We start from the raw sequence: 24,607 nt of genomic DNA, 5'->3' as shown, positions 1-24,607 counted from the left end.
CCGCGACACCAACGGAGAGTGACCGTACCTCAGCCGAACGTCCCCGCGCTGTCTACTGTGTCCTACTCGTTGTCTTGAATGGTCGGCGTACAACCGAACGTTAACCCGAACTGGCGTATAGGACGGAACCGGAAAACGCCATACCGTGGGACGCCCGGGTGCTCCCGGGGCCCCTGGGGCGGCCATCCGCCCAGATGACGACCAGGGAACCGGTTACTCCACGGGGAACAGATATCCGTCCTCCACCAGCCCCCGAACGGCCTCGACCGCACCGGCCCGCAGGCTCCGGCCGTCGATCCCGTACCGTTCGCCGACAGCGTCCAGGATCTCCCCGAGAGGGGTCTCCCCATCCGCCCCACCGACCACGGCCGCCCCGACCGCGTCGATGTCGGCCGACCGCATGAACCCCTCCTGCTGGCTGATCCGCGACGACTCGCTCGCCCACCCGCCGCCGCTCTCGTACGTGGGCCGCGCCACCTGCTCCCACCGCACGTCCGGCGCCACGGCCAGCCGGCGCCGCATCAGCTCGTCGTCGTCGACGTCGCGCAGGAAGTCGTGGCGCGCGAACCAGCTGGGGATGTGCGGTCCCAGCGGCTGTTCCACCGGGTGCGAGATCTCCTCCAGCCGCATCAGCGGGCTCTCGGAGCCGGCGTTGTGCAGGGTGATCCACCCGAACCCGATCGCGGAGACCCGCTGCTGCTCGAAGTAGTCCAGCCAGGCGTCGTAGCGCCGCGGGTAGTCGGGCGTGCCGTACTCGCCGGAGTCCCGCAGCCACAGCTCGACGTACTCGGCCGGGTCCTGCGCCTCCCGCTGCACCACCCAGGCGTCGCAGCCGGTCTCCCGCACCCACCCGGCGACCCGCTCCCGCCAGTCGACGCCGTCCACGTGCAGCCAGTTGGCGAGCACCTGGCACCAGCCGCCCTCGGTCAGGTGCTCGTGCGCGTCGGCGACCAGCTGCCGGCACACCTCGTCGGCGGGCAGCCCCGAGTCGCGGTAGACGAAACGGCCGCCCTGCGCGGCGTTGTCGGGTGAGATGACGAAGGGCGGATTCGACACGATGAGGTCGAACCTCTCCCCGCCGACCGGCTCGAACAGCGACCCCTCCCGCAGGTCGAACGGCTCGACCCCGGACAACTGCTGCGTCAGCTTCGCCAGCTTGAGCGCTCGGGGGTTCCGATCGGTCCCGACGACCCGTCCAACGTGCGTCGACAGGTGCAGCGCCTGCACCCCGCCGCCGGTGCCGACGTCGAGCGCGGAGCCGAACCGCTCGCGGATGGTGAGCTGCGCGAGCGTGGTCGACGCGCCGCCGACGCCGAGGACGTGGTCCTCCCGCACGGGGTGTCCCTGCCCCTGGGCGTGCAGCCCGCCGGACAGGTCGCTGACGAGATACCAGTCGTGGCCGTCGTCGTCGCCGTAGGGCCGGATGTCGATGGCGGCCCGCACCTGATCCCCGTCCACCGTGACGAGTCCGGCAGCCAGACAATCCGCCACCGGAAGTGCCGCCTCGACCGCCTTCCGGTCCACGGTCTGCTGCAAGAGGAAGAGCCGGATCAGGGTCTCCACGGGGCTTCCGCCACCGGTCGCGCGCAAGGCCGGAACACTTTCGCTGCGGGCCAGCGCCGCGTAAGCGAGCGGACCGAGGACCTCCAGGACGCCGTCCACGGTGTAGTCGGCCTTGATCAGGGCTTCGCGCAACTTCTCCATGGACCCATTGTCGTGGGTAACCGTGGGTCGGCATGCCAGAAAGCGGGTGCCCCCGGCCGGAAGGCCGGGGGCACCCATTAATAAGGAGAAGACTCAGACGGATCCGGCCGAAGCCTCGACCGTCTTGTCCTCGTCGCCGTTCCGCGGCGCACCGGGTGCACCTGACGCACCCGCCGCGTTCTCGACCGCGGCGGCCACCGCGGTCCCGGGGCCGGAGCCGGCGTCCGAGTTCGAGTCCGACACGGCGATCGACTTGCGCTTGCTGTTCCAGACCGCGCCGACGACCACCGCGACCGCGACGACCGCGATCAGCGCGCGGATCCCCGCGTTGGCGTCCGTGCCGACCGACAGCTGCACCACGGCCGGCACGATCAGCAGGCTGACCAGGTTCATCACCTTGATCAGCGGGTTGATCGCCGGCCCGGCGGTGTCCTTGAACGGGTCGCCGATGGTGTCACCGATGATCGTGGCCTCGTGGGCCGAGGAGCCCTTGCCGCCGAAGTGGCCGTCCTCGACCATCTTCTTCGCGTTGTCCCACGCGCCGCCGGAGTTGGACAGGAACACCGCCATCAGCACACCGCAGCCGATGACGCCGGCCAGGTAGGAGCCCAGCGCCCCGACCCCGAGGGTGAACCCGACGGCGATCGGCGCCATCACGGCCAGCAGGCCCGGCGTGATCAGCTCGCGCAGCGAGTCGGTGGTCACGATGTCCACCACGCGGCCGTACTCCGGCCGCCCGGTGCCCTCCATGATCCCGGGGATCTCGCGGAACTGGCGGCGGACCTCGAACACCACGGCGCCGGCCGCGCGGGAGACCGCGTTGATCGCCAGACCGGAGAACAGGAAGACCACCGCGGCACCGATGATCAGGCCGAACAGGTTGCGCGGGTTGCCGACGTTGAGGATGCCGTTGTACTGCAGGATGTTCTCCGGGTTGTCCCCGACGGCCTTCGGCCCGACCTTGTCGACGGCCTCGCCGATCTTCTGGGTGAAGGACCCGAACAGCGCGGTCGCGGCCAGCACCGCGGTGGCGATCGCGATGCCCTTGGTGATCGCCTTGGTGGTGTTGCCGACCGCGTCCAGCGAGGTCAGCACCTGCGCGCCCTCCTCGCCGACGTCGCCGGACATCTCCGCGATGCCCTGCGCGTTGTCCGAGACCGGACCGAAGGTGTCCATCGCGACGATGACGCCGACCGTGGTCAGCAGGCCGGTGCCGGCCATGGCCACCGCGAACAGGGACAGCGTCAGCGAGGTCCCGCCGAGCAGGTAGGCCGTGAAGACGCCGCCGCCGATCAGCATCGCCGAGTACACCGCGGACTCCAGGCCGACCGAGATGCCGGCCAGCACCACCGTCGCGGGTCCCGTCAGCGAGGTCTTGCCGATGTCGCGCACCGGGCGCCGGGTGGTCTCGGTGAAGTAGCCGGTCAGCACCTGGATGACGGTGGCCACCACGATGCCGATGACCACGGCGCCGAGCGCGATCCAGCGCGGGTCCTTGGTGGCCGCCTCGGCCAGGACGCCGGGGCTCACCCCGTCCAGCGCGCTGATCTTGTCCGGCAGGTACATGAACGCCGCGACGGCGACCAGCACCACCGCCACCAGGGCGCTGATGAAGAAGCCGCGGTTGATCGCCGCCATCGCGTTGCGGTCCCCGACCCGGGGCGACACCGCGAAGATGCCGATCACCGCGGTGATCACGCCGAGCGCCGGCACGATCAGCGGGAACACCAGGCCCTGGGTCCCGAAGGCGATCTTGCCCAGGATCAGCGCCGCGACCAGGGTCACCGCGTAGGACTCGAACAGGTCCGCGGCCATGCCCGCGCAGTCGCCGACGTTGTCGCCCACGTTGTCGGCGATGGTCGCGGCGTTGCGCGGGTCGTCCTCGGGGATGTTCTGCTCGACCTTGCCGACCAGGTCGGCGCCGACGTCGGCGGCCTTGGTGAAGATGCCGCCGCCGACCCGCATGAACATCGCGAGCATGGCCGCGCCGAAGCCGAAGCCCTCGAGCACGTTCGGGGCGTTCTCCTTGTAGATCAGCACCACGACGGCCGCGCCGAACAGGCCCAGGCCCACCGTGAACATGCCGACCACACCGCCGGTGCGGAAGGCGATCCGGATCGCCCGGGGCGAGCCGGACTCGTTCGCGGCCGCCGCCACGCGCACGTTCGCGCGGACCGCCAGCCACATCCCCACATACCCGGTCGTCGCCGAGAAGGCGGCCCCCACCAGGAAGAAGACCGAGCGGCCGACGCGTTGCGACCAGTCGTCGGCCGGCAGCGCGAGCAGCAGGAAGAAGGCGGCGGCCGCGAAGATCGACAGCGTGCGGAACTGCCGCGTCAGGTATGCGGACGCGCCTTCCTGCACCGCTGCCGCGATGCGTTTCATGTTCTCCGTGCCCTCACTGGCCGCCAGCACCTCTTTGACGAGAATGCCGGCGACACCGAGCGCACCCAGGGCGATCACGGCCACCACGAAGATCCAGGCGAGGTTTCCCCCGGCCAATGAGATCACCGTCGAGCCGCTGTCCGCGATTGGCGGCATGCGTCCTCCACTGTGACGATCCGTTTTCCGACGCTGTAACTCAGATCACAGCCAATGGCAGGGGAGTCTACGCGTGAATACACGAGGTCGGTCAACAGATCGTTTCGCCGACCTCACGGATCGCTATGTGACGAAGGCCACTTTCACTCGTATTGGTGAGTGAGTGCTCCGCTCTGATGTGGGATGACGCGCCGCAATCGGCGAACAGGTGGTGACCGCCCTTCTCAGAAGTCCTTGACCGGCCAGCCCATGCGGACGGCTCCCCCGTCGGGGGTGGCGGCGATGTCGAGGTCGTCGACCAGCCCGGTGAGGACCGCCAGACCCATCTCGGCGTCGTCGAGGTCGTCCTCGTCCTCGGCCGCGGCGCCGCCCTCGCGGGCCGGCGCGCCGTCCCGCGGGGAGGGCACGGCCCCGGACACCTTGTCGGCGACCGTCACCACGAACCGGTCCGGCGCCAGGCCGGACCCGGTGGAGTCGACCGCGTCCAGCACCACCACGACCGGCTCGCCCGGGCAGTGCCGCTGGTGCAGGCCGACCGCCCGGGAGCAGGCCTCACCGACGGCGAGGCGGACCTCGTCGAGCAGTCCGGCCTCGACGCCCACCCGGCGGGCGTGGGCGACCGCCACCAGGCGGGCGGTCCGGACGTGCTCGGGCTGCGGCGTGAACCGCAGCAGGACGGCCGTGGCGCTCTCCGTCTTGGCCACCGTGCCGATGGCCGACGATTGCGCATCCATTGCAGACCCCTTAGGAACAAAGTGCGGATTGGACGGCCGGGAGGCGGAGCCGCCCACGGTGCGACGCGACCCTGGGGCGGTCGCGCCGCGGGCACCGGGGGCGGACCCGCCGGGCGTCCGCTCAGTCGACGGCGGTCACAGCCTGCTCGACGCTGTCGCTGATCGGGAACACCTTGGTCAGGCCGGTGATCCGGAAGATCTTCAGGATCCGCTCCTGGGTGCACACCAGGCGCAGCGAGCCGTCGTGCGCCCGGACCCGCTTCAGGCCGCCGACCAGCACGCCGAGGCCGGCGGAGTCGAGGAAGTCGACGTCCTCCATGTCCACGATCAGGTGGTACTTCCCGGCGCCGACCAGCTCGACCAGCTGCTCGCGGAGCTTCGGGGCGGTGTACACGTCGATCTCCCCGCCGACCTTGACGATCGTCCGGCCGTTCTCGTCTCGCGTCTCCAGCTTCAGGTCCACTGCCGGCCTCCAAAATCGGTGCCTTCCCGCCGCGGCGGGGGTGAAAAGGTGTGTCCTCGGCAACACAAAGTACAGCCTCGCCCGGGTCAGGGCTTGAGCACAGTCAATCACCTCGGGGTGACACTCGGCCACGATTCGCGGCAAGTGCCCTCGAATGATGCCGGTTGCGCCGCCGCGTTCTAGCGAGCTGAGCGGCACGTAGTGCCTCCTTGACGGGTGGCGGCGGGCGGCGGGTGAGGCGGTTTCGCCCTACCGCGCCGCGCCGTGCCTGATACTGGTTCGCGATGTCGCCGACTCCTCCTTACCAGCAAAACCCCGGCGCGGGTGGTGTGTCCACACCGGATCCGATGCCCGGGGATTCCGTCATCCCGGAAACGCTGGAGCGGCTGATATCGGTTCCCGCGTCGCGTGCGGAGCGTGTGACGCATGTGCGGGTGGTGCCCGCCCGGGACGCGGAGCACGCCGAGTGGCCGGAGTGGGCCGACGAAGCCGTGGTGCGGGCGTTCCGCGAGGCCGGCGGGGTGGACCGGCCTTGGCGGCACCAGGTGGCGGCGGCCGAGGCTGCCCGCGACGGCCGGCATGTGACGTTGGCCACCGGCACCGCCTCCGGCAAGTCGATGGGTTTCCAGCTGCCGGCGCTGACCGCGATCCGGGAGAACGCCGGCGGCACGCTCTACCTGGCGCCGACCAAGGCGCTGGCCGCGGACCAACTCAGGCGTCTCACTCGCTTGGACGTACCGGGACTGCGCGCCGGCCTGCTGGACGGCGACACGGACGCCGAAGCGCGGGACTGGGTCCGGCAACACGCGAACTACGTGCTGAGCAACCCGGACATGCTGCACTACTCGCTGCTGCCCGGCCACGCGCGGTGGGCGCCGTTCCTGCGGCGGCTGCGCTACGTCGTCATCGACGAGTGCCACACCTATAAAGGGGTCTTCGGCTCGCACGTCGCCGCGGTCCTGCGCCGGCTGCGCCGGGTCTGCGAGCGGTACGGCGCCAGTCCGACTTTCATACTGGCGTCGGCCACCACCGCGGAACCGGCCGCCTCGGCCTCCCGGCTGACCGGGGTGGAGGTCTCGGCGGTGACCGACGACGCCTCCCCGCGCGGCCCCCTGGTGTTCGCCCTCTGGGAACCTCCCCTGACCACGCTGATCGGCGAGCGCGGCGCCCCGGTCCGCCGCTCCGCCACCGCGGAGGCCGCGGACCTGCTCACCGACCTGGTCCTGGACGACGTCCGCACCGTGGTCTTCACCCGCTCCCGCCGCGGCGCCGAACAAGTGTCGATGCAGACCCGGGATCACCTGGAGGAGCGCCGAGCCGGATATGGGAAGCGGATCGCGGCCTATCGCGGCGGATATCTGAAGAGCGAGCGCCGGGCTTTGGAAGCCGCGCTGCACATGGACCCCGCGGCGGACGGGGCGCTCGTCGGACTGGCCGCCACGACGGCGCTGGAACTCGGCGTGGACGTCGCCGGGCTCGACGCCGTGCTGATGGCCGGGTTCCCCGGCACGCGGGCTTCGCTGTGGCAGCAGGCGGGGCGGGCGGGCCGAGCCGGGCAGGGGGCGCTGGCGGTGCTCATCGCCCGCGACGACCCGCTGGACACCTACCTGGTGCACCACTCGGAGTCGATCTTCGACCGGCCGGTCGAGGCTTCCGTCCTGGACCCGGACAACCCCTATGTCCTGGCGCCGCACCTGTGCGCCGCCGCCGCGGAGCTCCCGCTGACCGACACGGACCTGGCCTTGTTCGGTCCAGGCACCGAGGCTCTGCTGTCCGACCTGACCCGCCGCGAGTACCTGCGCCGACGGCCCACCGGCTGGTACTGGACCCGGCGCGAGCGGCCGTCGGCGCTGACCGACCTGCGCGGCACCGGCGGCGTGCCGGTGCGGATCGTGGAGGGCCAGACCGGCCGCCTGCTGGGCACGGTGGACGAGGGCGCGTCGCATTCCACGGTCCACGACGGCGCCGTGTACCTGCACCAGGGCCACACGTACCTGGTCGACAAGCTGGATCTGGAGCTGAACATAGCGCAGGTCCGCCGGGCCGACCCGGACTACACGACGATGGCCCGCGACGTGGTCCAGGTGACCATCCTGGAGACCGATCAGACCCAGGACTGGGGCGACGACGTCTCCCTCCACTTCGGCTCGGTCGAGGTGAGCACCCAGGTCGTCTCCTACTTGAAGCGCCGCGCCGGCACCGGCCAGATCGTCGAGACCAAACCCCTCGACCTCCCCGAGCGCACCCTTCGCACCCGCGCCGTCTGGTGGACCGTCGACCTCGCCGCCCTTCCCGACGCCCTGCTCGACACCGCCATGAGCGCCGGCGCCGCCCACGCCGCCGAACACGCCTCCATCGGCCTCCTCCCCCTCTTCACCCCCTGCGACCGCTGGGACATCGGCGGAGTCTCCTTCCCCCTCCACCCCGACACCGAGCGCCTCACCGTGTTCGTCTACGACGGCCACCCCGGCGGCGCGGGCTTCGCCGAGCGCGCGTACGGGTCCGCGGTGGCGTGGCTGACGGCGACGCGGGACGTGATCGCGGCGTGCGAGTGCCTGGAGGGGTGTCCCTCGTGCGTGCAGTCCCCGAAGTGCGGAAACGGGAACAACCCGTTGGACAAGGCGGGGGCGGCACGACTGCTCAATTTGGTCCTTTCGGGTGTGTCGAACATCGCGACCGATAGCTAGGCTGGTCACGACATCGAAGAGAGGAGTGGAGCCATGTCCGTGGAGACGGTCGACTACTCGTGGATGCACGAGCAGATAAGCGCAGAGCAGTACGACGCAATGTCGGAAGAACTGTGCCGGAACATCGAGATCGTCGACGGAATGGTCCACATCAGCCCAAGCCCCAGCCCGTTCCACAACGACGTGATCCGACGCATCGCGAACGCCGTCGAAGCGGCGGGCAGGCCCGCTTGGCGCACGACGTTCGATGTCGATCTCCGGCTGCGCGACATCCCGTTGCTGAATCGTCGGCCTGACGTCCTCGTCTACGAGGCGGGCACCCCTCGCGACCGCCGGCTTCCGCGCGAGGCGGTGCTCGCGGTGGTCGAAGTCGTCTCGCCCGGCTCGGAGACCACCGACCGGCTGCACAAGCCACTCGAGTACGCCGCCGCGGGTATTCGGTTCTACTGGCGCGTAGAGCTCGAAGGCAACACTCCCGTGGTGTACACGTACGTGCTCGACGAGGCGACCGGAACCTACCGCGGGACCGGCGTCTTCGACGACACGGTCAAGACCGACCTCGGCTTCCCCGTGGAGATCGATCTCACGGACATCTGACCATCACCCCGGCCACCACCAGGTAGCGTTGTCGGAATGGCACCCCAAGCGGTCAACCTCGTCAACCTCGAGAACGTCTCCAAGTCCTACACCGCCCGCACCCTCCTGGACAAAGTCTCGCTCGGCCTGTCCGAGGGGGACCGGATCGGTGTGGTCGGGCGCAACGGTGGCGGAAAGTCGACACTGCTGCGGGTGCTGGCGAAGTTGGACGAGCCGGACAGCGGCCGGGTCACGCACACCGGCGGGCTGCGGGTCGCGTTCGTGGGGCAGCACGACACGCTGGACCCCACCGCCTCCATCCGGCATGAGCTGGTCGCCGACAAGTCCGATCACGAGTGGCTGGCCGACGCGCGGGTGCGCGACGTCATCGAGGGGCTGTTCGGCGGGACCGACTTCCCGGCCTTCCCCGAGGGGATGGACACGCGGATCGGGCCGCTGTCCGGTGGGGAGCGGCGGCGGGTGGCGCTGGCCAAGGCCCTGATCGGCGAGCACGACCTGCTGCTGCTGGACGAGCCCACCAACCACCTCGACGTCGAGGGCATCGCGTGGCTGGCCCGGCATCTGGCGACCGCCAAACCGGCGTTGCTGACCGTCACCCACGACCGCTGGTTCCTGGACGCCGTCACCACGCGGACCTGGGAGGTCGTCAACGGGCAGGTGCTCGACTACGACGGCGGCTACTCCGCCTACATCCTGGCCAGGGCCGAGCGGCAGCGGCAGGCCGACGCCGAGTGGGACCGCAAGCAGAACCTGCTGCGCAAGGAGCTGGCGTGGCTGCGGCGCGGCGCCCCGGCGCGGACCAGCAAGCCGAAGTTCCGCATCGACGCCGCCAACGCCCTCATCGCCGCCGAGCCGCCGGCCCGGGACAGCGCCGAGCTGCAGAAGTTCGCCGCCAGCCGGCTCGGGCGAACGGTCTACGAGTTGGAGGACGTCTCCTACGCCGTGGGTGACGGCACCGACCGCAAGCAGCTCCTCAAGGACGTCACCTGGCAGCTCGGTCCCGGTGAGCGGCTGGGGCTGATCGGCGTGAACGGCTCCGGCAAGTCCTCGCTGGTCCGCCTGCTGCTCGGCGAGGTGAAGCCGGACTCCGGCCGGGTCGTCACCGGCGTCACCGTGAAGCCCGCGCACCTGTCGCAGGAGGTCGCCGAGGTCGATCCGGCGTGGCGGGTGCTGGAGGCCGTCGAGAAGGTCCACTCCACGGTGGACCTCGGCAAGGGCAAGACCCTGACCGCCTCCCAGCTGCTGGAGCGGTTCGGCTTCACCGGCGAGAAGCAGTGGACGCGGGTCGGCGACCTGTCCGGCGGCGAGCGGCGCCGGCTGCAGCTGCTGCGCCTGCTGATGGACGCCCCGAACGTGCTGCTGCTCGACGAGCCCACCAACGACCTGGACATCGACACCCTCACCGCCTTCGAGGACATCCTCGACGGCTGGCCCGGCAGCCTGCTGGTGGTCAGCCACGACCGCTACTTCCTGGAGCGCACCACCGACCGGGTGGCGGCGCTCTACGGCGACGGGCGGATCAGGCTGCTGCCGGGCGGCGTCGACGAGTACCTGGCGCACCGCGCGGAGCAGGTCACACGTCCGGCCGAACCGCGTACAACCAAATCCGCCACTCAACCGTCGAACCAGGCGAAGGGCAGTACCAGCTCGCAGGAGCAGCGGGCGGCGAAGAAGGAGCTGGCGCGCATCGAACGGCGCCTGGACAAGATCGCCGAGGCCGAGGCGAAACTGCACGAGGAGCTCTCCCGAATTGGGGGAGACTATCTCGCAGCAGCCGAAGCGGACGCTAAGCTACGCGAGTTGCATGAGGAACGACTCCGTCTGGAGGATGAGTGGCTCTCACTCTCCGAGTAGACGGGACCGGACCTCGTTGACCATTGGCCGGCTGTTCGGCAGCACGGCTGGAGCGAGGGGGAGGCGGGTGGCACGCTTCGCGAACGGACGGGCCGGGGCCCGGCGTCCGTCGCTCCGGCCGCTGCACCGCGCCCGGAGGACCTGGGGTGGGGAACGAGCATGAGCGCGACGACGGAGGCCACGCCTCCTCCGCCTGACGTAGCCCGGCCGAGCGGCTTCAACGGCCCGGGCGGCCCCGGCGGTCCGGCCGCGCCCGCCGACCCGTACCTGCGCGGCACCGACGAGACGGTGCTGCTGGACCTGCGCGAGCTGCGCGCCCAGCAGGCCGCGGATGCCGCCGCGGCCGGCCGGGGCACCTCCGGCGCCCTCGCGGTCCCCGGCTCCGCCCACGCCCCCGGCACCGACCTGGAGGCGTATCAGGGCTCGCACCGCCGCGAGGCCATGCTCTACGCGCACGGCGGGACCGCGATCCCGCTGGAACGCGTCCGCGAGGTCTGCCACGACCTGCGCCAGCCGGTGGCCGCGATCCTGATGCTGGCCTCGGCCGCCGAGATGCGGCCCGACGTGCCGGAGCGGGTGCGCGAGGTGCTGCAGGAGATCATGACGCAGACCGAGGACATATCGGCCACGGTCCGCCAGTTCCTGGACGACGCCAAACAGGGGGTCGACGGCCTCGGCGACCCGGTGCCGTGCAACGTGGCCGGGCTGGCCGCGGAGTCGGTGGAGCGCTGGCGGGCCACCTTCAGCGGCCGGATATCCCTGGCCGCCGCCGACGAACCGCTGCACGTCACGGTCGACCCGGTGCTGTTCAAGCGCGCCCTGGGCAACGTGCTGTCCAACGGCACCCGCGCGGCCGGCGGGAGCGGCCGTGTGCAGGTGACGGTGCGCCGCTTCGAGACCGGCCAGGGCGAGCGCGCGGTCATCGAGGTCGACGACAGCGGCCCCGGCTTCGGCAACATCCCCGCCGGGCACGGCCTGGGCCTGGCCGTGGTGCGCCGCACGGTGGAGGCGGCCGGCGGCTCGGTGGAGGTCGCCGAGGGCCCGCTGGGCGGCGCCCTGATCCGGATGGTGCTGCCGGTGACCCCGGTCCGGACGCTGAGCGCGGACGACGAGCTGGCCAAGACCATCCACGGCGAGGTCTCGCTGGCGGCGCTGGCCGAGGAGCTGGCCGCCGGGGGACTGCGGCCGGCGGTGGTGGTGGACTTCGACGAGTTCGACCACTTCGACCACTTCGACGAGTTCGATGCGTTCGACGACGACTTCGACGACTTCGACGACTTCGACGACGATCCGGACGGGGTCGACGACGACCCGGCCGCGGTGACCGGCGGCCACGCGGTCGCCACCCGGATCAGCGCGATACCGGGGGCGACGGCGATCAGCGGGCCTCCGGAGCAGGCCCAGCTCACCAGCGGCGCCGTCGCCGGTCCCTTCGGTTCGGCCGAACAGGCCACGCCCAGCGGGTCGACCGCGCACGGCGCGCTGTTCAGCGCCGGGAGCACACCGCAGCTGGCGTCCGGTGCGCCGCAGCCCGCTGCTGTCGAGCCCGCGCCCGAGCCCGCCCCCGGCCTGTTCGACGTCTTCCGCGCCCCGGACCGGACCCGCGGCGAGGTCCCCGCGCCGAACGCGGCGGCGTCCGCTCAACCGCTTGAGGCACCGGCCGAGGCCGGCGCCCCGCACACTCCCCATTCCTTCCACATCACCGCGACCGGCCAGGACGACACCGCGGTGGCCGCGATACTGCTGCCGTCGCAGGCCGGTCTGACCGACCCGCCGCGGATCCCGGCCTCGGCGCTGCGCCCGGTCGCCTCGGTCCAGCTCTCCCTGCTCCCAGGAGGCGCTTTCTGATGCCCACCAGGATCGTGCTCTGCGACGACCACACCCTGCTCACCGAGTCGCTGGCGGCGTCCCTGACCGCCAAGGGCTACCAGGTCGAGGCCGTCACCTCGACCCCGGCGCAGGGGCTGGCCGCGGTGGCGTCGCTGGACCCCGACATCCTGATGCTGGACGTGCACTTCCCGATGGCCGTGGCGCAGCGGCTGAGCCGGCCCGGCGCCCCGCAGCTGGCCCCGTCCAGCGTCGGCGAGCAGGCCTTCCCGGTGTCCCGGCCGAACAGCCGGATGGTGACCGCGGGGCTGGAGCTGGCGCAGGCGGTGCTGGAGCGGCACCCCCGCACCAAGGTCCTGATGGTCTCGGCCACCGACGACCCGGCGATCGTCAGCGCCGCGCTGGACCTGGGCGTCTCCGGTTTCACGCGCAAGGACCAGCGCATCGACGGCATCGTGCAGATCCTGGAGCGCGTCGCCGGCGGCGAGGTCGCGGTCGACCCCGAGCTGCTGCGCGCCGCCGTACGGCACCTGAAGGCCCCGGACGTGGACCAGGCCGAGCGCACGCTGCGCTACCTCACGCCGCGCGAGCGCGAGGTGCTGCGCCGCATCGTCGAGGGCGAGTCCACCAAGCAGATCGCGCGGGCGATGGACATCGCGCAGTCCACGGCGCGCACCCACGTGCAGAACGTGCTCGTGAAGCTGGGCGCGCACTCCCGCGTCGAGGCCTCGGCGATCGTGGCCCGGGTCGGCGCCGTCGACCGGCTGGGCGTGACCCGGTAACCGGGCGCCGGGCGTCCAGATCGGCGTCTACGTCATTTGGAGTAGTGCGGCCTCAACCACATGGTGGTGGAGCCGGATCGCAGGTCCGGGACATGATGGCGGCATGCTTGACGCCTCCGCCCTCGGACTCGAGGACCGCCTGGACGAGCGGCTCGACGGCACCGGACTCGGCGAGGTCCGGATCCTGGTCGTCGACGACCACCGCACCTTCGCCGAGGCCCTGGCCTCCAGGCTGCGGGCCGAGCCCGGCTTCGGCGTCGCCGCCACCACCACCATCGACGGCGCGCGCAGGCTGATCGAGGAACGCCGCCCGGACGTGGTCCTGCTCGACGTCGACCTGGACGGCCGCGACGGCATCCGCTTCGCCACGGAGATCCGCGCCGCCCACGCCGACGTCCGCATCGTCATGGTCACCGCCGGCGAGGAGGAGAAGCGCGTCGCCGAAGCCGTCCGCGGCGGCGTCAACGCCTGGGTCGCCAAGGACGGCTCGGTCGAGCACCTGCTGCAGGTGGTCCGCGGCGTGCTCCGCGACGAGACGCACATCCCGCCCCGCCTGCTCACCTACGTCCTGACCGACCTGATGGCCGCGGAGCAGGAGCGCAACGAACACGAGACCCTGGTCGGCGCCCTGACCCCGCGCGAACGCGAGGTCCTGCAGTGCATGGTCTCGGGCATGACCCGCGCGGCGATCGCGCAGCACCTGTTCCTGTCGCCGAACACGGTGCGCACCCACATGCAGAACGTGCTCGGGAAGCTCGGGGTGCACTCGACGCTGGCCGCGGTGGCCGTGGCGCGGCGGGCCGGGATCGGCGAGGAGCGGTAGGCACGGCCCTTCGCTTCCGGTCCGCAGGGGCCGCTGTCCCTGGGCCTGACCGTGACCGACCAGGACGGGCTGTCATCACAGGCCGAGCCCCAGCTGTACACGTTGGGCACCGTCATCAAGGCGACGGCGAAGCTGACGGTGACTCCTGACGCGTCGAACCCGTTGCTGGTGCACGCCGACGCCACCGCCTCGACCCCGATGCCGTCCAACGGCGACACCAGCGGTTCCTATATCACCACGGTCAGCATCGACTGGGGCGACGGTACGGATCCTTACGTCCAGAACAGTCCGGTCGCACCAGTCCCCCACACTTACGCCCACGCCGGCACGTACTACGTCACGTTGTCCGTGACCACCGGCACTCTGCAGTACTCGACGGTGCAGCAGCAGGTCACCGTGCCCACTCCGACCGCTCCGCCTCCGCCCCCGCTCGGCGGCCCGACCCCGCCGAGCGGCACCGCCGGCGCGGCCACCGTGACCCGCCTCGGCGGCGGCGACCGGTACGAGACCGCGCGGATCGCCTCCCGCACCCAGTGGAAGGACGGTGCCGCGGGCGGCGTCGTCCTCGCCCGCGGCGACGCGGCGGCGGTGGAGATCTTCGGCGGCGCGGTGGCCGTCACGGGCCCGGTCGAGACGGCGGTCGTCAAGGCGACCGGGGGACACGCGGCCTGATGCCGTCTCACGTCAACCTGGTGCCGCCCGATGCCCGCCTAAGCATCGGAATACGGGCTCGTACACGCATTCGCCCTGCTCCGGACCCCCGCGCGAGACCGTACCGAGTCAAGGCTCATGCGGGTAACGCCTTCTCAAAACTCTGGCGCGCGGGCGTGACTTGAGTAGGCTCGACTACATGGCGTACAAGGTCGAGCGCACCGAGGCAGAGTGGCGGCAGCACCTGGAACCTGCCGCCTACCGGACGCTGCGCGAGTTCGGTACCGAGAACCCCTGGTCGGGCAAATACGTCGAGAACGACGACCCGGGCATCTACCAGTGTCGCGGCTGCGACACCGCACTGTTCGGCTCGCAGAACAAGTTCAACGCCGAATGCGGTTGGGCGGCGTTCTCCGCCCCGCTGGACGAAGCCCTGATCGAGCAGTACGAGGACCGGTCGCAGGGCATGCTCCGGACCGAGATCCGGTGCGCCGTCTGCGGTTCACACCTGGGCTACCTGTTCCAGGACGCGCCGGAGGAGCTCGGCGGGTGGCGCTACTGCGTGAACTCGATCGGACTGATGCTGTGCACCTCGGAGACGGCGTCGAGCACGGCCTCCTGACCCGGTGCCGGGCCTCGTGATCCCCGTCTCCTTTTCTAACGCATAGAGGGGAACCATCCGTTAGAATCGATCGCATGAGCGCCCTGACTCTGCCCGCGATCACGCACCGCACCGCCGACGTCTCCGGCGTCCGCGTCTTCTACCGCGAGACCGGCCCGGACCGCGCCGACGCGCCGACCGTCCTGCTGCTGCACGGCTTCCCGAGCTCCTCGGCCCAGTACCGCCGCCTGATGGACGCCCTGGGAACCGACCACCGCCTGATCGCCCCGGACTACCCCGGCTTCGGCCGCACGGTCGCCCCCGACGACTTCGTGTACTCCTTCGCGTCCCTCACCGACGTCGTCGAGGGCTTCATCGAGGCCCTCGGCCTCACCGCCGGCGGCCGCCGCCTGGCCGTCTACGCCTTCGACTTCGGCGGTCCGGTCGCCTTCCGCCTCGCCGAGCGCCACCCAGACTGGTTCGCGGGCCTGATCGTCCAGAACGCCAACGCCTACACCGAGGGCCTGTCCCCCATCGCCCGCGCCCTCACCGCCGAGAAGCCCGGCGTCCCCGGCGCCGAGGACCGCGTCCGCGCCATCCTCACCGAGGAGGTCACCCGCTCCCAGTACGAAGGCGGCACCACCGACCCCGCCCTGATCGCCCCGGACGGCTGGACCCTGGACCAGCACTACCTCGACCTGCCGGGCCGCGACGCCGCCCAGATCGCCCTCGCGCTGGACTACCACAGCAACGTGGAGCTGTACCCGGCCTGGCAGCGCTGGCTCGCGGAGCACCGCCCCCCGACCCTGATCCTGTGGGGCGACGGCGACGCGTTCTTCACTGTCGAGGGCGCGAAGGCATACCTGCGCGACGTGCCGGACGCCGCGCTGCACGTGTTCCAGACGGGACACTTCGCGTTGGAGGAGAAGCTGCCGGAGATGGCGCCGGTGATCGGGGAGTTCCTGGATTCGCTGGCGGGGTGAGGGCGGGTCAGGCCGCCGCCACGAAGCCGAACGGCCGCCGTCCACAGTGATGATCTTGTCGCGGTACCGATCGAGATCGCCATGCAGCACGCGGACATCCGTCCGTGGTCAGCTGTCGGAAGCCGAGCGTTCCTTCCGCTGCTTCCACAACACCCGCGCCCGCAGCGCCACCACGGCCCCCACCAAGGCCAGCACCACGTACAACAGCGTCATGAAGACATCGCCCAGCAGACTCCCGTGCTTCGCGCCCTTCGCCGGTGCCGAGGCCGCCTGCGACGGCAGCGACGACGGCCGGTCGGCGCCGTCGGCGGCGGCCGGGCGGTGCTGCGCGTCCGGGGGCGGCAGCGCCTCGTTCGGCACCGCCGAGCGCGCCAGCGGGTCGGGGGTGGTCAGCTGGTCCACGCCGGGGCCGCCGGCCGCCACGCCGAAGCCCCAGTCGAGGAGCTTCGCGGTCTGCTGGTAGATGTCCGTGCCGGCGTCGAACACCGACACGACGAGGGTGCGGCCGTTGCGCTGGGCGGCGCCGACGAAGGTGTGGTGCGCCAGGGACGTGTAGCCGTTCTTCACGCCGATCATGCCCTGGTACTTGCCGAGCAGGCGGTTCTCGTTGTCGATCTCGTAGGTGGTGCCGTTGACGGAGGGGAACCTGGCGCGCTGCAGCGAGCAGTAGGCGCGGAAGCCGGGGTCCATCAGGCCGGCGCGGGCCATCAGGGCCAGGTCGTAGGCGCTGGAGAGCTGGCCGTCGGCGTCGTATCCGTCGGCGTTCACCACGGTGGTGTCGTCGGCGTGCAGGCGCTGCGCGGTCTGGCGCATCAGGTCCACCGTCGCCGGCACCCCGCCGGCCATCCGCGCGAGCGTGGCGACCGCGTCGTTGCCGGAGCGCAGGAACACGCCGTTCCACAGGTCCGAGACCCGGTAGGACAGCCCCGGCTTGACGCCGACCGCGCTGCCGCCGGGCTCGTTCTTGGTGAAGTCGGCGAGGTCGTCCGGCACGGCCACGTGCACGGCCGCCGGGTCCAGCTTCGGCAGCAGCGCGAGCGCCGTCAGCACCTTGAGCGTGGAGGCCGGCCGCAGCTTCTGGTGCGGCGCCCGCTCGGCGAGCACGAGCCCGGTGGCCTGGTCCGCCAGCACGAACGCGCCGGCCTGCACGTCCGCCGGGATCGGCGGCGTGCCGGGTGCGGTGACCGTCGGCCCCAGCGGGGTCGAGGCCGGGGACGTGGGCGTCGTCGGCGACGGTGCCGCCGCGGCGACGGCCGGACCGGCTGCCGCGCCGAGGGCGATCAGACCGGCCGCGACAGCTGTGATGACCCGATGAACCGACGACTTGTGCATGTTTGCGGCGATTCCAACCCCCGGCGACCGCCAAACCCCCATAGGTCCGGACGCGTGACGGCCCCGCTTCCCGCACTCCCCCGATTCGGACATCAGTGCTCCGCTCCTCCGCACGTCCACACATTAGGGGGCTGAGCGTACGTCCCCCAAACACCGCAGAGCGATCGGGCTATCCGGCCGCGATCGTGGTCTTGAGCGCCGTCAGGAAGTCGTCGAAGCCGATCGTGTCCGACGCCGGGGGCGAGGCCACGGTCACCGGCTTGCCCCAGTCGTGGAACCGGAGGTCGGCGTGCGAGGGCTTCTTGCCCGCGGCCACGTCGTCGACGTACTTGATCTCGGCCGGGAGGCCGTCCGCGCCGAGCCAGACCTCGAGCTTCTCCGCCGTCACCGAGGTCCGCCGCATCGCCGAGGTGATCGCCGCGCGGTGGGCGGCGTCGAACGTGGAGGCCCCGAGCGTGCCGGCGTCCACGGTTCCCGCGTAGTGGCCGGCGCCGTCCGGCTTCAGCACGCCGGACTCGAAGACCGCCGCCAGGGCTTCGACCAGGTCGGTGTCGGTCTCCAGCGTCACGGCGCCGAGCACCGCGCCGGAGGTGTTCAGGTGCAGGACGGACGAGGCCTCCGACTTGACCCAGTGCTTCCCGCCCAGGGCTTTGGCGGCCTGGGGACGGGCGTTCGTGTACGCCTCCGCGCTTCGGTATTCCGCTTCGCCGTCCATGACCGTCCGCATCCGCGGCGGCGCCTTCGGGTCATCGGACGCGGCGATCGTGATCGTGAAGTCCGCCCGCACGTCCCCGGAGAAGTCCAGGACGCCTGTCAGCTTCCCGGTCATGCCCTCGGCGACCGCGTCGCCTTCGAAACTCACCGTCTTGCCGGCGGCGTCGGCGGCGTCGGCGGCGAGCCCGCTCTTCGCCGCCTTCGACGAGCCTCCGCAGCCCGCGGCCGCCGCCACGACGACCGCCGACACCGCCAACGCACTCCGGCGCCGCACGCTCCACCCCGTGACCATCGTTCTCTCCCCTCACGATCAGGTGAGCGGCGACGCTATCAGTCGGCACGGCTACACGAACGCGGAAATCCCGGTCAGCGCCCGCCCGATGACCAGGCTGTGGATCTCGCTGGTCCCCTCGTAGGTCAGCACCGACTCCAGGTTGTTGGCGTGGCGCAGCACCGGGTACTCCAGCGTGATCCCGTTCGCGGCCAGGATGGTGCGGCACTCGCGGGCGATGGCCAGCGCCTCCCGCACGCTGTTCAGCTTGCCGAGGCTGACCTGTCGCGGGTCCAGGTGCCCGGCGTCCTTCAGCCGGCCCAGGTGCAGCGCGAGGAGCATGCCCTTGCCGAGCTCCAGCGCCATGTCGGCGAGCTTCTGCTGGGTGAGCTGGAAGCCGGCCAGCGGCCGGTCGAAGACCTCGCGGTCCAGGGAGTAGGCGATGGCCGCCTCCAGGCAGTCGCGGGCCGCGCCGAGCGCGCCGAAGACGATGCCGAAGCGGGCCTCGTCCAGGCAGCCGAGCGGACCGGACAGGCCCCGCGCGCCGGGCAGCAGAGCGTCCTCCGGCAGTCGCACGTCCTCGAGCACGAGCTCGCTGGTGACGCTCGCCCGCAGCGAGAGCTTCTTCTTGATCTCCGGAGCACTGAACCCGGGCGTGCCGGCCGGGACGACGAACCCGCGGATCCCGTCCTCGGTCCCGGCCCACACCACGGCGACGTCCGCCACCGACCCGTTGGTGATCCACATCTTGGTGCCGTTCAGCACCCAGCCGCCGTTCTCCCGCTTGGCCGTCGTCCGCATGCCGGCCGGGTTGGACCCGAAGTCCGGCTCGGTCAGCCCGAAGCAGCCGATCGCCTCACCGGCGGCCATCCGCGGCAGCCAGGCCTGCTTCTGTTCCTCGGAGCCGTACCGCCAGATCGCGAACATCGCCAGCGAACCCTGCACCGACACCAGCGAGCGCAGCCCGGAGTCGACCGCCTCCAGCTCCATGCACGCCAGACCGTAGGACAGGGCGCTGGTGCCGGCGCAGCCGTAGCCGTGCAGGTGCATGCCGAGCACGCCGAGCGCGCCGAGGCCGCGCGCCACGTCCCGGGCCGGCAGCGTGCCGGCCTCGAACCAGTCGGCGATGTGCGGGCGCAGCTCGCGGCTGCCGTAGGAACGGACCAGGTCGCGCATGGCGCGCTCTTCGTCGCTGAGCAGACCGTCGATCGCGAACAGGTCCAGCGGGGAGACAGGCTTGGAGGGCATGGCCCCTACTCCACCACAGAATGGATTTTGGATCCAGTATCGTTTCGGCCATGACCGGTCCTCTGTCCACCGTCCTCGTCGCCGACTTCAGCCGGGTCCTGGCCGGCCCGTACGCCACCATGCTGCTGGCCGACCTCGGCGCGGACGTGGTCAAAGTGGAGCGCCCCGGAACCGGCGACGACACCCGCGCCTGGGGCCCGCCGTTCGCCCCGGACGGCACCGCGACCTATTTCCTCGGGGTGAACCGCAACAAGCGCTCCGTCGCCCTGGACCTGCGCACACCCGGGGACGCCACCCTCGCCAGGGAGCTGATACGGCGCGCGGACGTGGTGGTCGAGAACTTCCTGCCGGGCACGATGGACCGCCTCGGGCTGGGCTACGCGGCGATGCGCGAGACGAACCCCGGCGTCGTGTACTGCTCGATCACCGGCTTCGGCGACGGCGCGGGCGCCGCTCTGCCCGGCTACGACCTGCTGGCCCAGGCGGTCGGCGGGCTGATGAGCGTGACCGGCGAACCGGACGCGCCGACGAAGGCGGGCGTCGCCCTCGTCGACGTGGTGACCGGGCTGCACGCGGCGTTCGGCATCCTGGCCGCCCTCCGCCACCGCGACGCGACCGGGGAGGGCCAGCAGGTGAGCGTTTCGCTGCTGACGTCGCTGTTGTCGGGCCTGGTGAACCACGCCTCGGCGTACCTGGCGGCGGGCACGGTGCCGCGGGCGATGGGCAACCGGCACCCGAGCATCGCGCCGTACGAGGTCTTCGAAACGGCGGACCGCCCGATGGTGATCGCGGCCGGCAACGACCGCCAGTTCCACAGCCTGTGCACAGCGCTCGGCGCACCGCGGCTCGCCGCCGACGATCGCTTCGCGACGAACGAGAAGCGGGTCGCGCACCGCGAGGCGTTGGCGGCGGAGCTGAACGCGCTTCTGGCGACCGCGTCCGCGGAACACTGGACGACGTCTCTGACCTCAGTCGGCGTACCGTGCGGGCCCATCAACGACCTGGCGGGAGCCTTCGGGCTCGCGGAGTCACTCGGTCTCGACGCTGCGGTCGAGGTGGAAGGCGTGCGCCAGAGCGCGCATCCAGTGCGCTTCGGGGCGACTCCCGCCTCGTATCGGAGCGCGCCGCCGGCTTTGGACGCGGACGGAAACGCGCTCCGGAAGTGGCTGGCTCAGCCCTCGAGCTGATGGGCCAGAACGTCGACCGCCGCACCCCGATGCCGGTCGAACCACCGCACGGCCCCTTCGGCGTCACCGGCCCGCAACGCCGCCAACGCCGCGCGGTGCTCGGCCACGACATGCCGCCGGTTCTCCTCCCCGGCGTAGTACAGGCTGCGATAGGCGTCGGTGCTGTCCCACAGCGTGCCGATGATCCGCGCCAACCGCGGCATCCCCGCGGCCTCGAACAACGTGAAGTGAAACCGTCGGTTGGCCCGCGCCATATCCTCGACGGCACCGTCGCCGGCCGCCCGCTCCACGACCTCCTGAGCAGCCTCCAGCTCAGCGAACACACTCTCGTCCAGCAGGGGAACCGCCGCCCGCACCGCCTCAGCTTCGAGGATCTCCCGCAACCGATAGACCTCACGCAGATCAGCCATCGACAGCTCGGCGACCCGGTACCCCCGATGCGCCCGGTAGGTGACGAGCCCCTCGCCCTCCAGCGTCTTCAGCGCCTCGCGCAGAGGAACCCGGCTCACCTCCAGCCGCTCGGCCAAAGCCTCCTGCCGGATGGCGGACCCCGGCTTCAACTCTCCCGAGGTGATCGCCCGCCGCACCTCGGCCAGCACGAACTGCTGCGCGGTCGGCGGCCGCGATGCCGGGTCGGACACGGCGCCTCCCTGTGCGGATCAGCCGGACTGGATCCAAAACGGTAACACGGGGAAGCGTGGGGCGACGGCGGGACGGCGAGTCCGGTCAGCGCCTCAGCTTCCCACCGGGGACGACTGGGAAGCCGCGGCACCGGTCCCGGCCCGCGCCGCCACCGATCCCGTCGATCCCCGCACCACGAGCTCCGGCTCGAAGAGCAGCTCCTCCGCCGCCACCCGGGCGCCCTCGATCTGGTTCACCAGCAGCGTCACCGCCGCGCGGCCCAGGGCCTCGATCGGCTGGCGCACCGTCGTCAGCGGCGGGTCGGTGCAGTTCATGAACGCCGAGTCGTCGAACCCGATCACCGACACGTCCTGCGGCACCCGCAGCCCGGCCCGGCGCACGGCCCGGATCGCGCCCAGCGCCAGCGGGTCGCTGCCGCAGATGATCCCCGTGGCGCCCGCGCGCAGCAGGCGGGTCGCCGCCGCGTGGCCGCCTTCGAGGGCGAACATCGCGTGCTCGATCAGGCTCTCGTCCACCTCACGGCCGTGGCGGGCGCACTGCTCCCGGTACGCCGCCAGCTTGCGGCGGGACGGGGCGTGGTCCTCGGGGCCGATTACCAGGCCGATGCGCTCGTGGCCGAGGGAGGCCAGGTGGCCGAAGGCCTGCTCGACCGCGACGGTGTCGTCGGTGGAGACCTGCGGCAGCTCCAGGTGCTCGACGGCGGCATTGAACAGGACCACCGGGATGCCGCGCTCACGGAGCAGGTGGTAGTGCTCGTGGGGGGCGTCGGCCTCGGCGAAGTGGCCGCCGGCGAAGACCACCCCGGAGACGTGCTGGTCCAGCAGCATCGTCACGTAGTCGGACTCCGACAGGCCGCCGGCGGTGCGGGTGCACAGGACCGGCGTGAAGCCGCGCTGGGCCAGGGCGCCGCCCACCACCTCGGCCACCGCCGGGAAGATCGGGTTCTGGAGCTCGGGGAGTACCAGGCCGATCAGCCGCGCGCGTTCGCCGCGCAGCTGGGTCGGGCGTTCGTAGCCCAGCACGTCCAGCGCGGTCAGCACCGCGGTCTTGGTGGCCTCGGAGACCCCGGGGCGGCCGTTGAGGACCCGGCTCACGGTGGCCTCGCTGACGCCCACCTTCTGCGCCACCTCGGCGAGTCTGCTCGTCATGCCGCAAGAGTAGAGCAGGAAACAGCAAGAACGCGATGGGTTCCCGCCAAGCCGCGCAAGAATCCGAGATTCGAAGGCAACCATTGACCCCCTCGTCGACCGGGAGCGAGAAGAGGCAGTGGATCATTCGTCACCCAGTCGTATTCTTCCAATGTTTCATCGGACTCTTGCAGGCACCTGTTGACGGTTGTACCTTTGCCGCACGCCGGATGACAGCGGTACGGCACATCCCCATCCATCGAGTCAGGGGTTACACGCATGAAACGCAACGGATCACGCACGGTGGTCGCGCTGGTTGTGGCGGCCGGTATAGCCATCACGGGTGCGGCCTGCTCCTCCAGCTCCTCCAGTTCTTCCAAGGGAGGCGACACCGGGAGCAAGGGCGGCGGCAACGCCGCGGACGGCGTCGCCGACGGCAAGCCGCTGGATTCGAACGCCACGGTGACCATCTCCATCGACGGCGCACCCGGCGCGGACCAGGCCGCGAACAAGGCGACCTACGCCGACGACCTGCAGGCCTTCAAGATCCTCTACCCGAACGTCACCGTCAACGCCAAGCCGTACGTCGGCCAGGTCGAGGACCCGCCGCAGTTCACCGCGATGCTCAAGGCGCACAACGAGACCGGCGCCTTCCACGCCTACTTCACCGACAAGAACCAGGTGCTGGACTCCGGCGACGCGATCGACATCAGCGCCTACGTCAACGACCAGACGCTGCCGGGCTTCTCGCAGCTGCTGCCGGGTGTGAAGCAGAACATGCAGGACGGCGGCAAGACCTACTCGCTGCCGATCAACTACTACACCCAGGGTCTGATCTACAACCGCGACCTGTTCAAGAAGGCCGGCCTGGACCCGGACAAGCCGCCGACCACCTGGGACGAGGTCGAGGCCGACGCGGCCAAGATCTCCGCCCTCGGCGGCGGGATCACCGGTTACGAGGACTACAGCGGCGGCAACACCGGCGGCTGGCACTTCGCCTCGGAGCTCGACAGCCTCGGCGGCAAGATGGTCAGCGACGACGGCAAGAAGGCCGCTTTCAACAGCGACCAGGGCAAGCAGGTCCTGCAGCGGCTGGCGAACATGCGCAAGGACGGCGGCATCGGCGCCACCCCGGTGCCCAAGTGGGACGCCGCCTTCCCGCCCCTGGCCACCGGCAAGGTCGGGATGTTCATCGGCGCGCCGGACGTGATCCAGCACCTGGTCGAGGTCATGGGCGCGGACAAGAGCCTGTTCGGTATGGGCCCGATCCCCGGCGCCGGCGGCCCGGCCACCGGCACCCTGGCCGGCGGCGACGTCTACTACTTCAAGAAGGGGCTGACCCCGAACCAGATCAAGGCCCTGATCGCCTGGATCGACTTCGAGTACCTCACCCCGGGCAAGGGCCAGTTCGACTTCGCCCGGGCCAAGGCCCTGGCCTCCACGGACAAGCCGGCCGCCATCGGCCTGCCGCAGAAGTTCTTCTGGAACCCGTCCTCGCCCCAGATGACGCAGGTCCAGACCGATCTGACGACGTCCGCGACGCTGCCGGTCGACCAGTACAAGCCGTTCGTGGACAACCCGATCCCGCCGGTCCTCGAACCGCCGGCGGCGCAGCAGCTCTACAAGGTGCTGGACACCGCGATGTCGGCCGCCATGACCGACGCCGGCGCCGATCCGGCCAAGCTCCTGGGCAACGCCGAGTCGCAGGTCAACCAGATCCTGGCCAACCAGTAGCCGCCTCGCGCGGGGGTGGGCCGGCCCGGGGATGAGGGACCCGGGCCGGCCGCCCCGCGGCGGTCCCCGGCCGGTCGGGAGCCGGGCCGGTCGACAAGCGCCGAT

The 24,607-nt window shown here is 71.1% G+C and carries 20 protein-coding genes; 11 read left to right on the top strand and 9 right to left on the bottom strand.

The genetic code is table 11. The features are described 5' to 3' along the window. Positions 1–213: 213 nt before the first annotated feature. The 4 genes from ABD466_RS37245 to ABD466_RS37230 all read right to left on the bottom strand — a co-directional run bounded on the left by ABD466_RS37245 (position 214) and on the right by ABD466_RS37230 (position 5,442). A complete protein-coding gene (locus ABD466_RS37245; RefSeq protein ID WP_344661978.1) occupies positions 214–1,704 on the bottom strand; it encodes a DUF7059 domain-containing protein in 1,491 nt (496 codons plus the stop codon). 93 nt (positions 1,705–1,797) lie between these two features. Continuing rightward, positions 1,798–4,245 carry a sodium-translocating pyrophosphatase gene (locus tag ABD466_RS37240; RefSeq protein WP_344661977.1) on the bottom strand — a complete coding sequence of 816 codons (2,448 nt, stop codon included), beginning with the start codon at positions 4,243–4,245 and terminating at the stop codon, positions 1,798–1,800. A gap of 224 nt (positions 4,246–4,469) precedes the next feature. Next, entirely contained in the window at positions 4,470–4,979 is a 510-nt protein-coding gene (locus tag ABD466_RS37235; protein ID WP_344661976.1) for an ATP-binding protein, read from the bottom strand. A gap of 121 nt (positions 4,980–5,100) precedes the next feature. After that, positions 5,101–5,442 (bottom strand): anti-sigma factor antagonist, encoded by a 342-nt coding sequence (locus ABD466_RS37230; protein WP_344661975.1) that lies wholly within the window; start codon positions 5,440–5,442, stop codon positions 5,101–5,103. Between the two features lie 347 nt (positions 5,443–5,789). Between ABD466_RS37230 and ABD466_RS37225 the strand changes: the two genes are divergently transcribed. The 9 genes from ABD466_RS37225 (at position 5,790) to ABD466_RS37185 (ending at position 16,247) form a co-directional block, all read left to right on the top strand. Further along, positions 5,790–8,129, top strand: a complete 2,340-nt coding sequence (locus ABD466_RS37225; RefSeq protein ID WP_344661974.1) for a DEAD/DEAH box helicase — start codon at positions 5,790–5,792, stop codon at positions 8,127–8,129. Positions 8,130–8,162: 33 nt separating this feature from the next. Continuing rightward, complete coding sequence (locus ABD466_RS37220; RefSeq protein WP_344661973.1) at positions 8,163–8,726, top strand: Uma2 family endonuclease; 564 nt, start codon at positions 8,163–8,165, stop codon at positions 8,724–8,726. A gap of 36 nt (positions 8,727–8,762) precedes the next feature. Continuing rightward, the gene (locus ABD466_RS37215; protein ID WP_344661972.1) at positions 8,763–10,580 is read left to right on the top strand and encodes an ABC-F family ATP-binding cassette domain-containing protein; all 1,818 of its coding nucleotides are present in this window, start codon (positions 8,763–8,765) and stop codon (positions 10,578–10,580) included. 159 nt (positions 10,581–10,739) lie between these two features. Next, a complete protein-coding gene (locus ABD466_RS37210) occupies positions 10,740–12,428 on the top strand; it encodes an ATP-binding protein (RefSeq protein ID WP_344661971.1) in 1,689 nt (562 codons plus the stop codon). Beyond that, the gene (locus tag ABD466_RS37205; protein WP_344661970.1) at positions 12,428–13,189 is read left to right on the top strand and encodes a LuxR C-terminal-related transcriptional regulator; all 762 of its coding nucleotides are present in this window, start codon (positions 12,428–12,430) and stop codon (positions 13,187–13,189) included. Before ABD466_RS37210 ends, ABD466_RS37205 begins: the two co-directional genes overlap by 1 nt. 103 nt (positions 13,190–13,292) lie before the next feature. After that, positions 13,293–14,012, top strand: coding sequence for a response regulator (locus tag ABD466_RS37200; RefSeq protein ID WP_344661969.1), 720 nt, complete (start codon positions 13,293–13,295; stop codon positions 14,010–14,012). A gap of 51 nt (positions 14,013–14,063) precedes the next feature. Next, entirely contained in the window at positions 14,064–14,684 is a 621-nt protein-coding gene (locus tag ABD466_RS37195) for a PKD domain-containing protein (RefSeq protein WP_344661968.1), read from the top strand. Positions 14,685–14,862: 178 nt separating this feature from the next. Further along, entirely contained in the window at positions 14,863–15,285 is a 423-nt protein-coding gene (gene msrB, locus ABD466_RS37190; protein ID WP_344661967.1) for a peptide-methionine (R)-S-oxide reductase MsrB, read from the top strand. A gap of 74 nt (positions 15,286–15,359) precedes the next feature. Further along, on the top strand, positions 15,360–16,247 hold the full coding sequence (locus tag ABD466_RS37185) for an alpha/beta fold hydrolase (protein WP_344661966.1): 888 nt from the start codon (positions 15,360–15,362) through the stop codon (positions 16,245–16,247). Between the two features lie 108 nt (positions 16,248–16,355). Here ABD466_RS37185 and ABD466_RS37180 read toward each other — a convergent pair whose 3' ends face one another. From ABD466_RS37180 to ABD466_RS37170, 3 genes are all read right to left on the bottom strand, one after another. Continuing rightward, complete coding sequence (locus ABD466_RS37180; protein ID WP_344661965.1) at positions 16,356–17,579, bottom strand: D-alanyl-D-alanine carboxypeptidase family protein; 1,224 nt, start codon at positions 17,577–17,579, stop codon at positions 16,356–16,358. 169 nt (positions 17,580–17,748) lie between these two features. Then, positions 17,749–18,585 (bottom strand): SCO4651 family lipoprotein, encoded by an 837-nt coding sequence (locus ABD466_RS37175; RefSeq protein WP_344661964.1) that lies wholly within the window; start codon positions 18,583–18,585, stop codon positions 17,749–17,751. A 51-nt stretch (positions 18,586–18,636) separates the two neighbouring features. Further along, entirely contained in the window at positions 18,637–19,812 is a 1,176-nt protein-coding gene (locus tag ABD466_RS37170; protein ID WP_344661963.1) for an acyl-CoA dehydrogenase family protein, read from the bottom strand. Between the two features lie 50 nt (positions 19,813–19,862). Between ABD466_RS37170 and ABD466_RS37165 the strand changes: the two genes are divergently transcribed. Further along, positions 19,863–20,999, top strand: coding sequence for a CaiB/BaiF CoA transferase family protein (locus ABD466_RS37165; protein WP_344661962.1), 1,137 nt, complete (start codon positions 19,863–19,865; stop codon positions 20,997–20,999). Here ABD466_RS37165 and ABD466_RS37160 read toward each other — a convergent pair. Further along, entirely contained in the window at positions 20,984–21,640 is a 657-nt protein-coding gene (locus ABD466_RS37160; protein WP_344661961.1) for a GntR family transcriptional regulator, read from the bottom strand. The genes ABD466_RS37165 and ABD466_RS37160 overlap by 16 nt on opposite strands. Before the next feature lie 93 nt (positions 21,641–21,733). Next, positions 21,734–22,789: a LacI family DNA-binding transcriptional regulator gene (locus ABD466_RS37155; protein WP_344661960.1), complete on the bottom strand. Its 1,056-nt coding sequence runs from the start codon at positions 22,787–22,789 to the stop codon at positions 21,734–21,736. 258 nt (positions 22,790–23,047) lie between these two features. Here ABD466_RS37155 and ABD466_RS37150 point away from each other — a divergent pair, with 258 nt between their 5' ends. Continuing rightward, positions 23,048–24,502, top strand: coding sequence for an extracellular solute-binding protein (locus ABD466_RS37150; RefSeq protein ID WP_344661959.1), 1,455 nt, complete (start codon positions 23,048–23,050; stop codon positions 24,500–24,502). Positions 24,503–24,607 lie beyond the last annotated feature (105 nt).

Origin of the sequence: Catenulispora subtropica (assembly GCF_039531675.1) — a bacterium.
Lineage (GTDB): Bacteria > Actinomycetota > Actinomycetes > Streptomycetales > Catenulisporaceae > Catenulispora > Catenulispora subtropica.
Note: the sequence above shows the minus strand (reverse complement) of the source record. Positions and strands in the feature narration are given on the sequence as shown.

What these genes read in the sequence shown, in the direction of transcription:
- ABD466_RS37150 (WP_344661959.1), top strand. Translation starts at nt 23,048, where the DNA reads ATGAAACGCAACGGATCACGCACGGTGGTCGCGCTGGTTGTGGCGGCC.
- ABD466_RS37175 (WP_344661964.1), bottom strand. Translation starts at nt 18,585, where the DNA reads ATGGTCACGGGGTGGAGCGTGCGGCGCCGGAGTGCGTTGGCGGTGTCG.
- ABD466_RS37220 (WP_344661973.1), top strand. Translation starts at nt 8,163, where the DNA reads ATGTCCGTGGAGACGGTCGACTACTCGTGGATGCACGAGCAGATAAGC.
- ABD466_RS37225 (WP_344661974.1), top strand. Translation starts at nt 5,790, where the DNA reads ATGCCCGGGGATTCCGTCATCCCGGAAACGCTGGAGCGGCTGATATCG.
- ABD466_RS37155 (WP_344661960.1), bottom strand. Translation starts at nt 22,789, where the DNA reads ATGACGAGCAGACTCGCCGAGGTGGCGCAGAAGGTGGGCGTCAGCGAG.
- ABD466_RS37185 (WP_344661966.1), top strand. Translation starts at nt 15,360, where the DNA reads ATGAGCGCCCTGACTCTGCCCGCGATCACGCACCGCACCGCCGACGTC.
- ABD466_RS37205 (WP_344661970.1), top strand. Translation starts at nt 12,428, where the DNA reads ATGCCCACCAGGATCGTGCTCTGCGACGACCACACCCTGCTCACCGAG.
- ABD466_RS37210 (WP_344661971.1), top strand. Translation starts at nt 10,740, where the DNA reads ATGAGCGCGACGACGGAGGCCACGCCTCCTCCGCCTGACGTAGCCCGG.
- ABD466_RS37180 (WP_344661965.1), bottom strand. Translation starts at nt 17,579, where the DNA reads ATGCACAAGTCGTCGGTTCATCGGGTCATCACAGCTGTCGCGGCCGGT.
- ABD466_RS37240 (WP_344661977.1), bottom strand. Translation starts at nt 4,245, where the DNA reads ATGCCGCCAATCGCGGACAGCGGCTCGACGGTGATCTCATTGGCCGGG.
- ABD466_RS37235 (WP_344661976.1), bottom strand. Translation starts at nt 4,979, where the DNA reads ATGGATGCGCAATCGTCGGCCATCGGCACGGTGGCCAAGACGGAGAGC.
- msrB (WP_344661967.1), top strand. Translation starts at nt 14,863, where the DNA reads ATGGCGTACAAGGTCGAGCGCACCGAGGCAGAGTGGCGGCAGCACCTG.
- ABD466_RS37245 (WP_344661978.1), bottom strand. Translation starts at nt 1,704, where the DNA reads ATGGAGAAGTTGCGCGAAGCCCTGATCAAGGCCGACTACACCGTGGAC.
- ABD466_RS37200 (WP_344661969.1), top strand. Translation starts at nt 13,293, where the DNA reads ATGCTTGACGCCTCCGCCCTCGGACTCGAGGACCGCCTGGACGAGCGG.
- ABD466_RS37165 (WP_344661962.1), top strand. Translation starts at nt 19,863, where the DNA reads ATGACCGGTCCTCTGTCCACCGTCCTCGTCGCCGACTTCAGCCGGGTC.
- ABD466_RS37170 (WP_344661963.1), bottom strand. Translation starts at nt 19,812, where the DNA reads ATGCCCTCCAAGCCTGTCTCCCCGCTGGACCTGTTCGCGATCGACGGT.
- ABD466_RS37215 (WP_344661972.1), top strand. Translation starts at nt 8,763, where the DNA reads ATGGCACCCCAAGCGGTCAACCTCGTCAACCTCGAGAACGTCTCCAAG.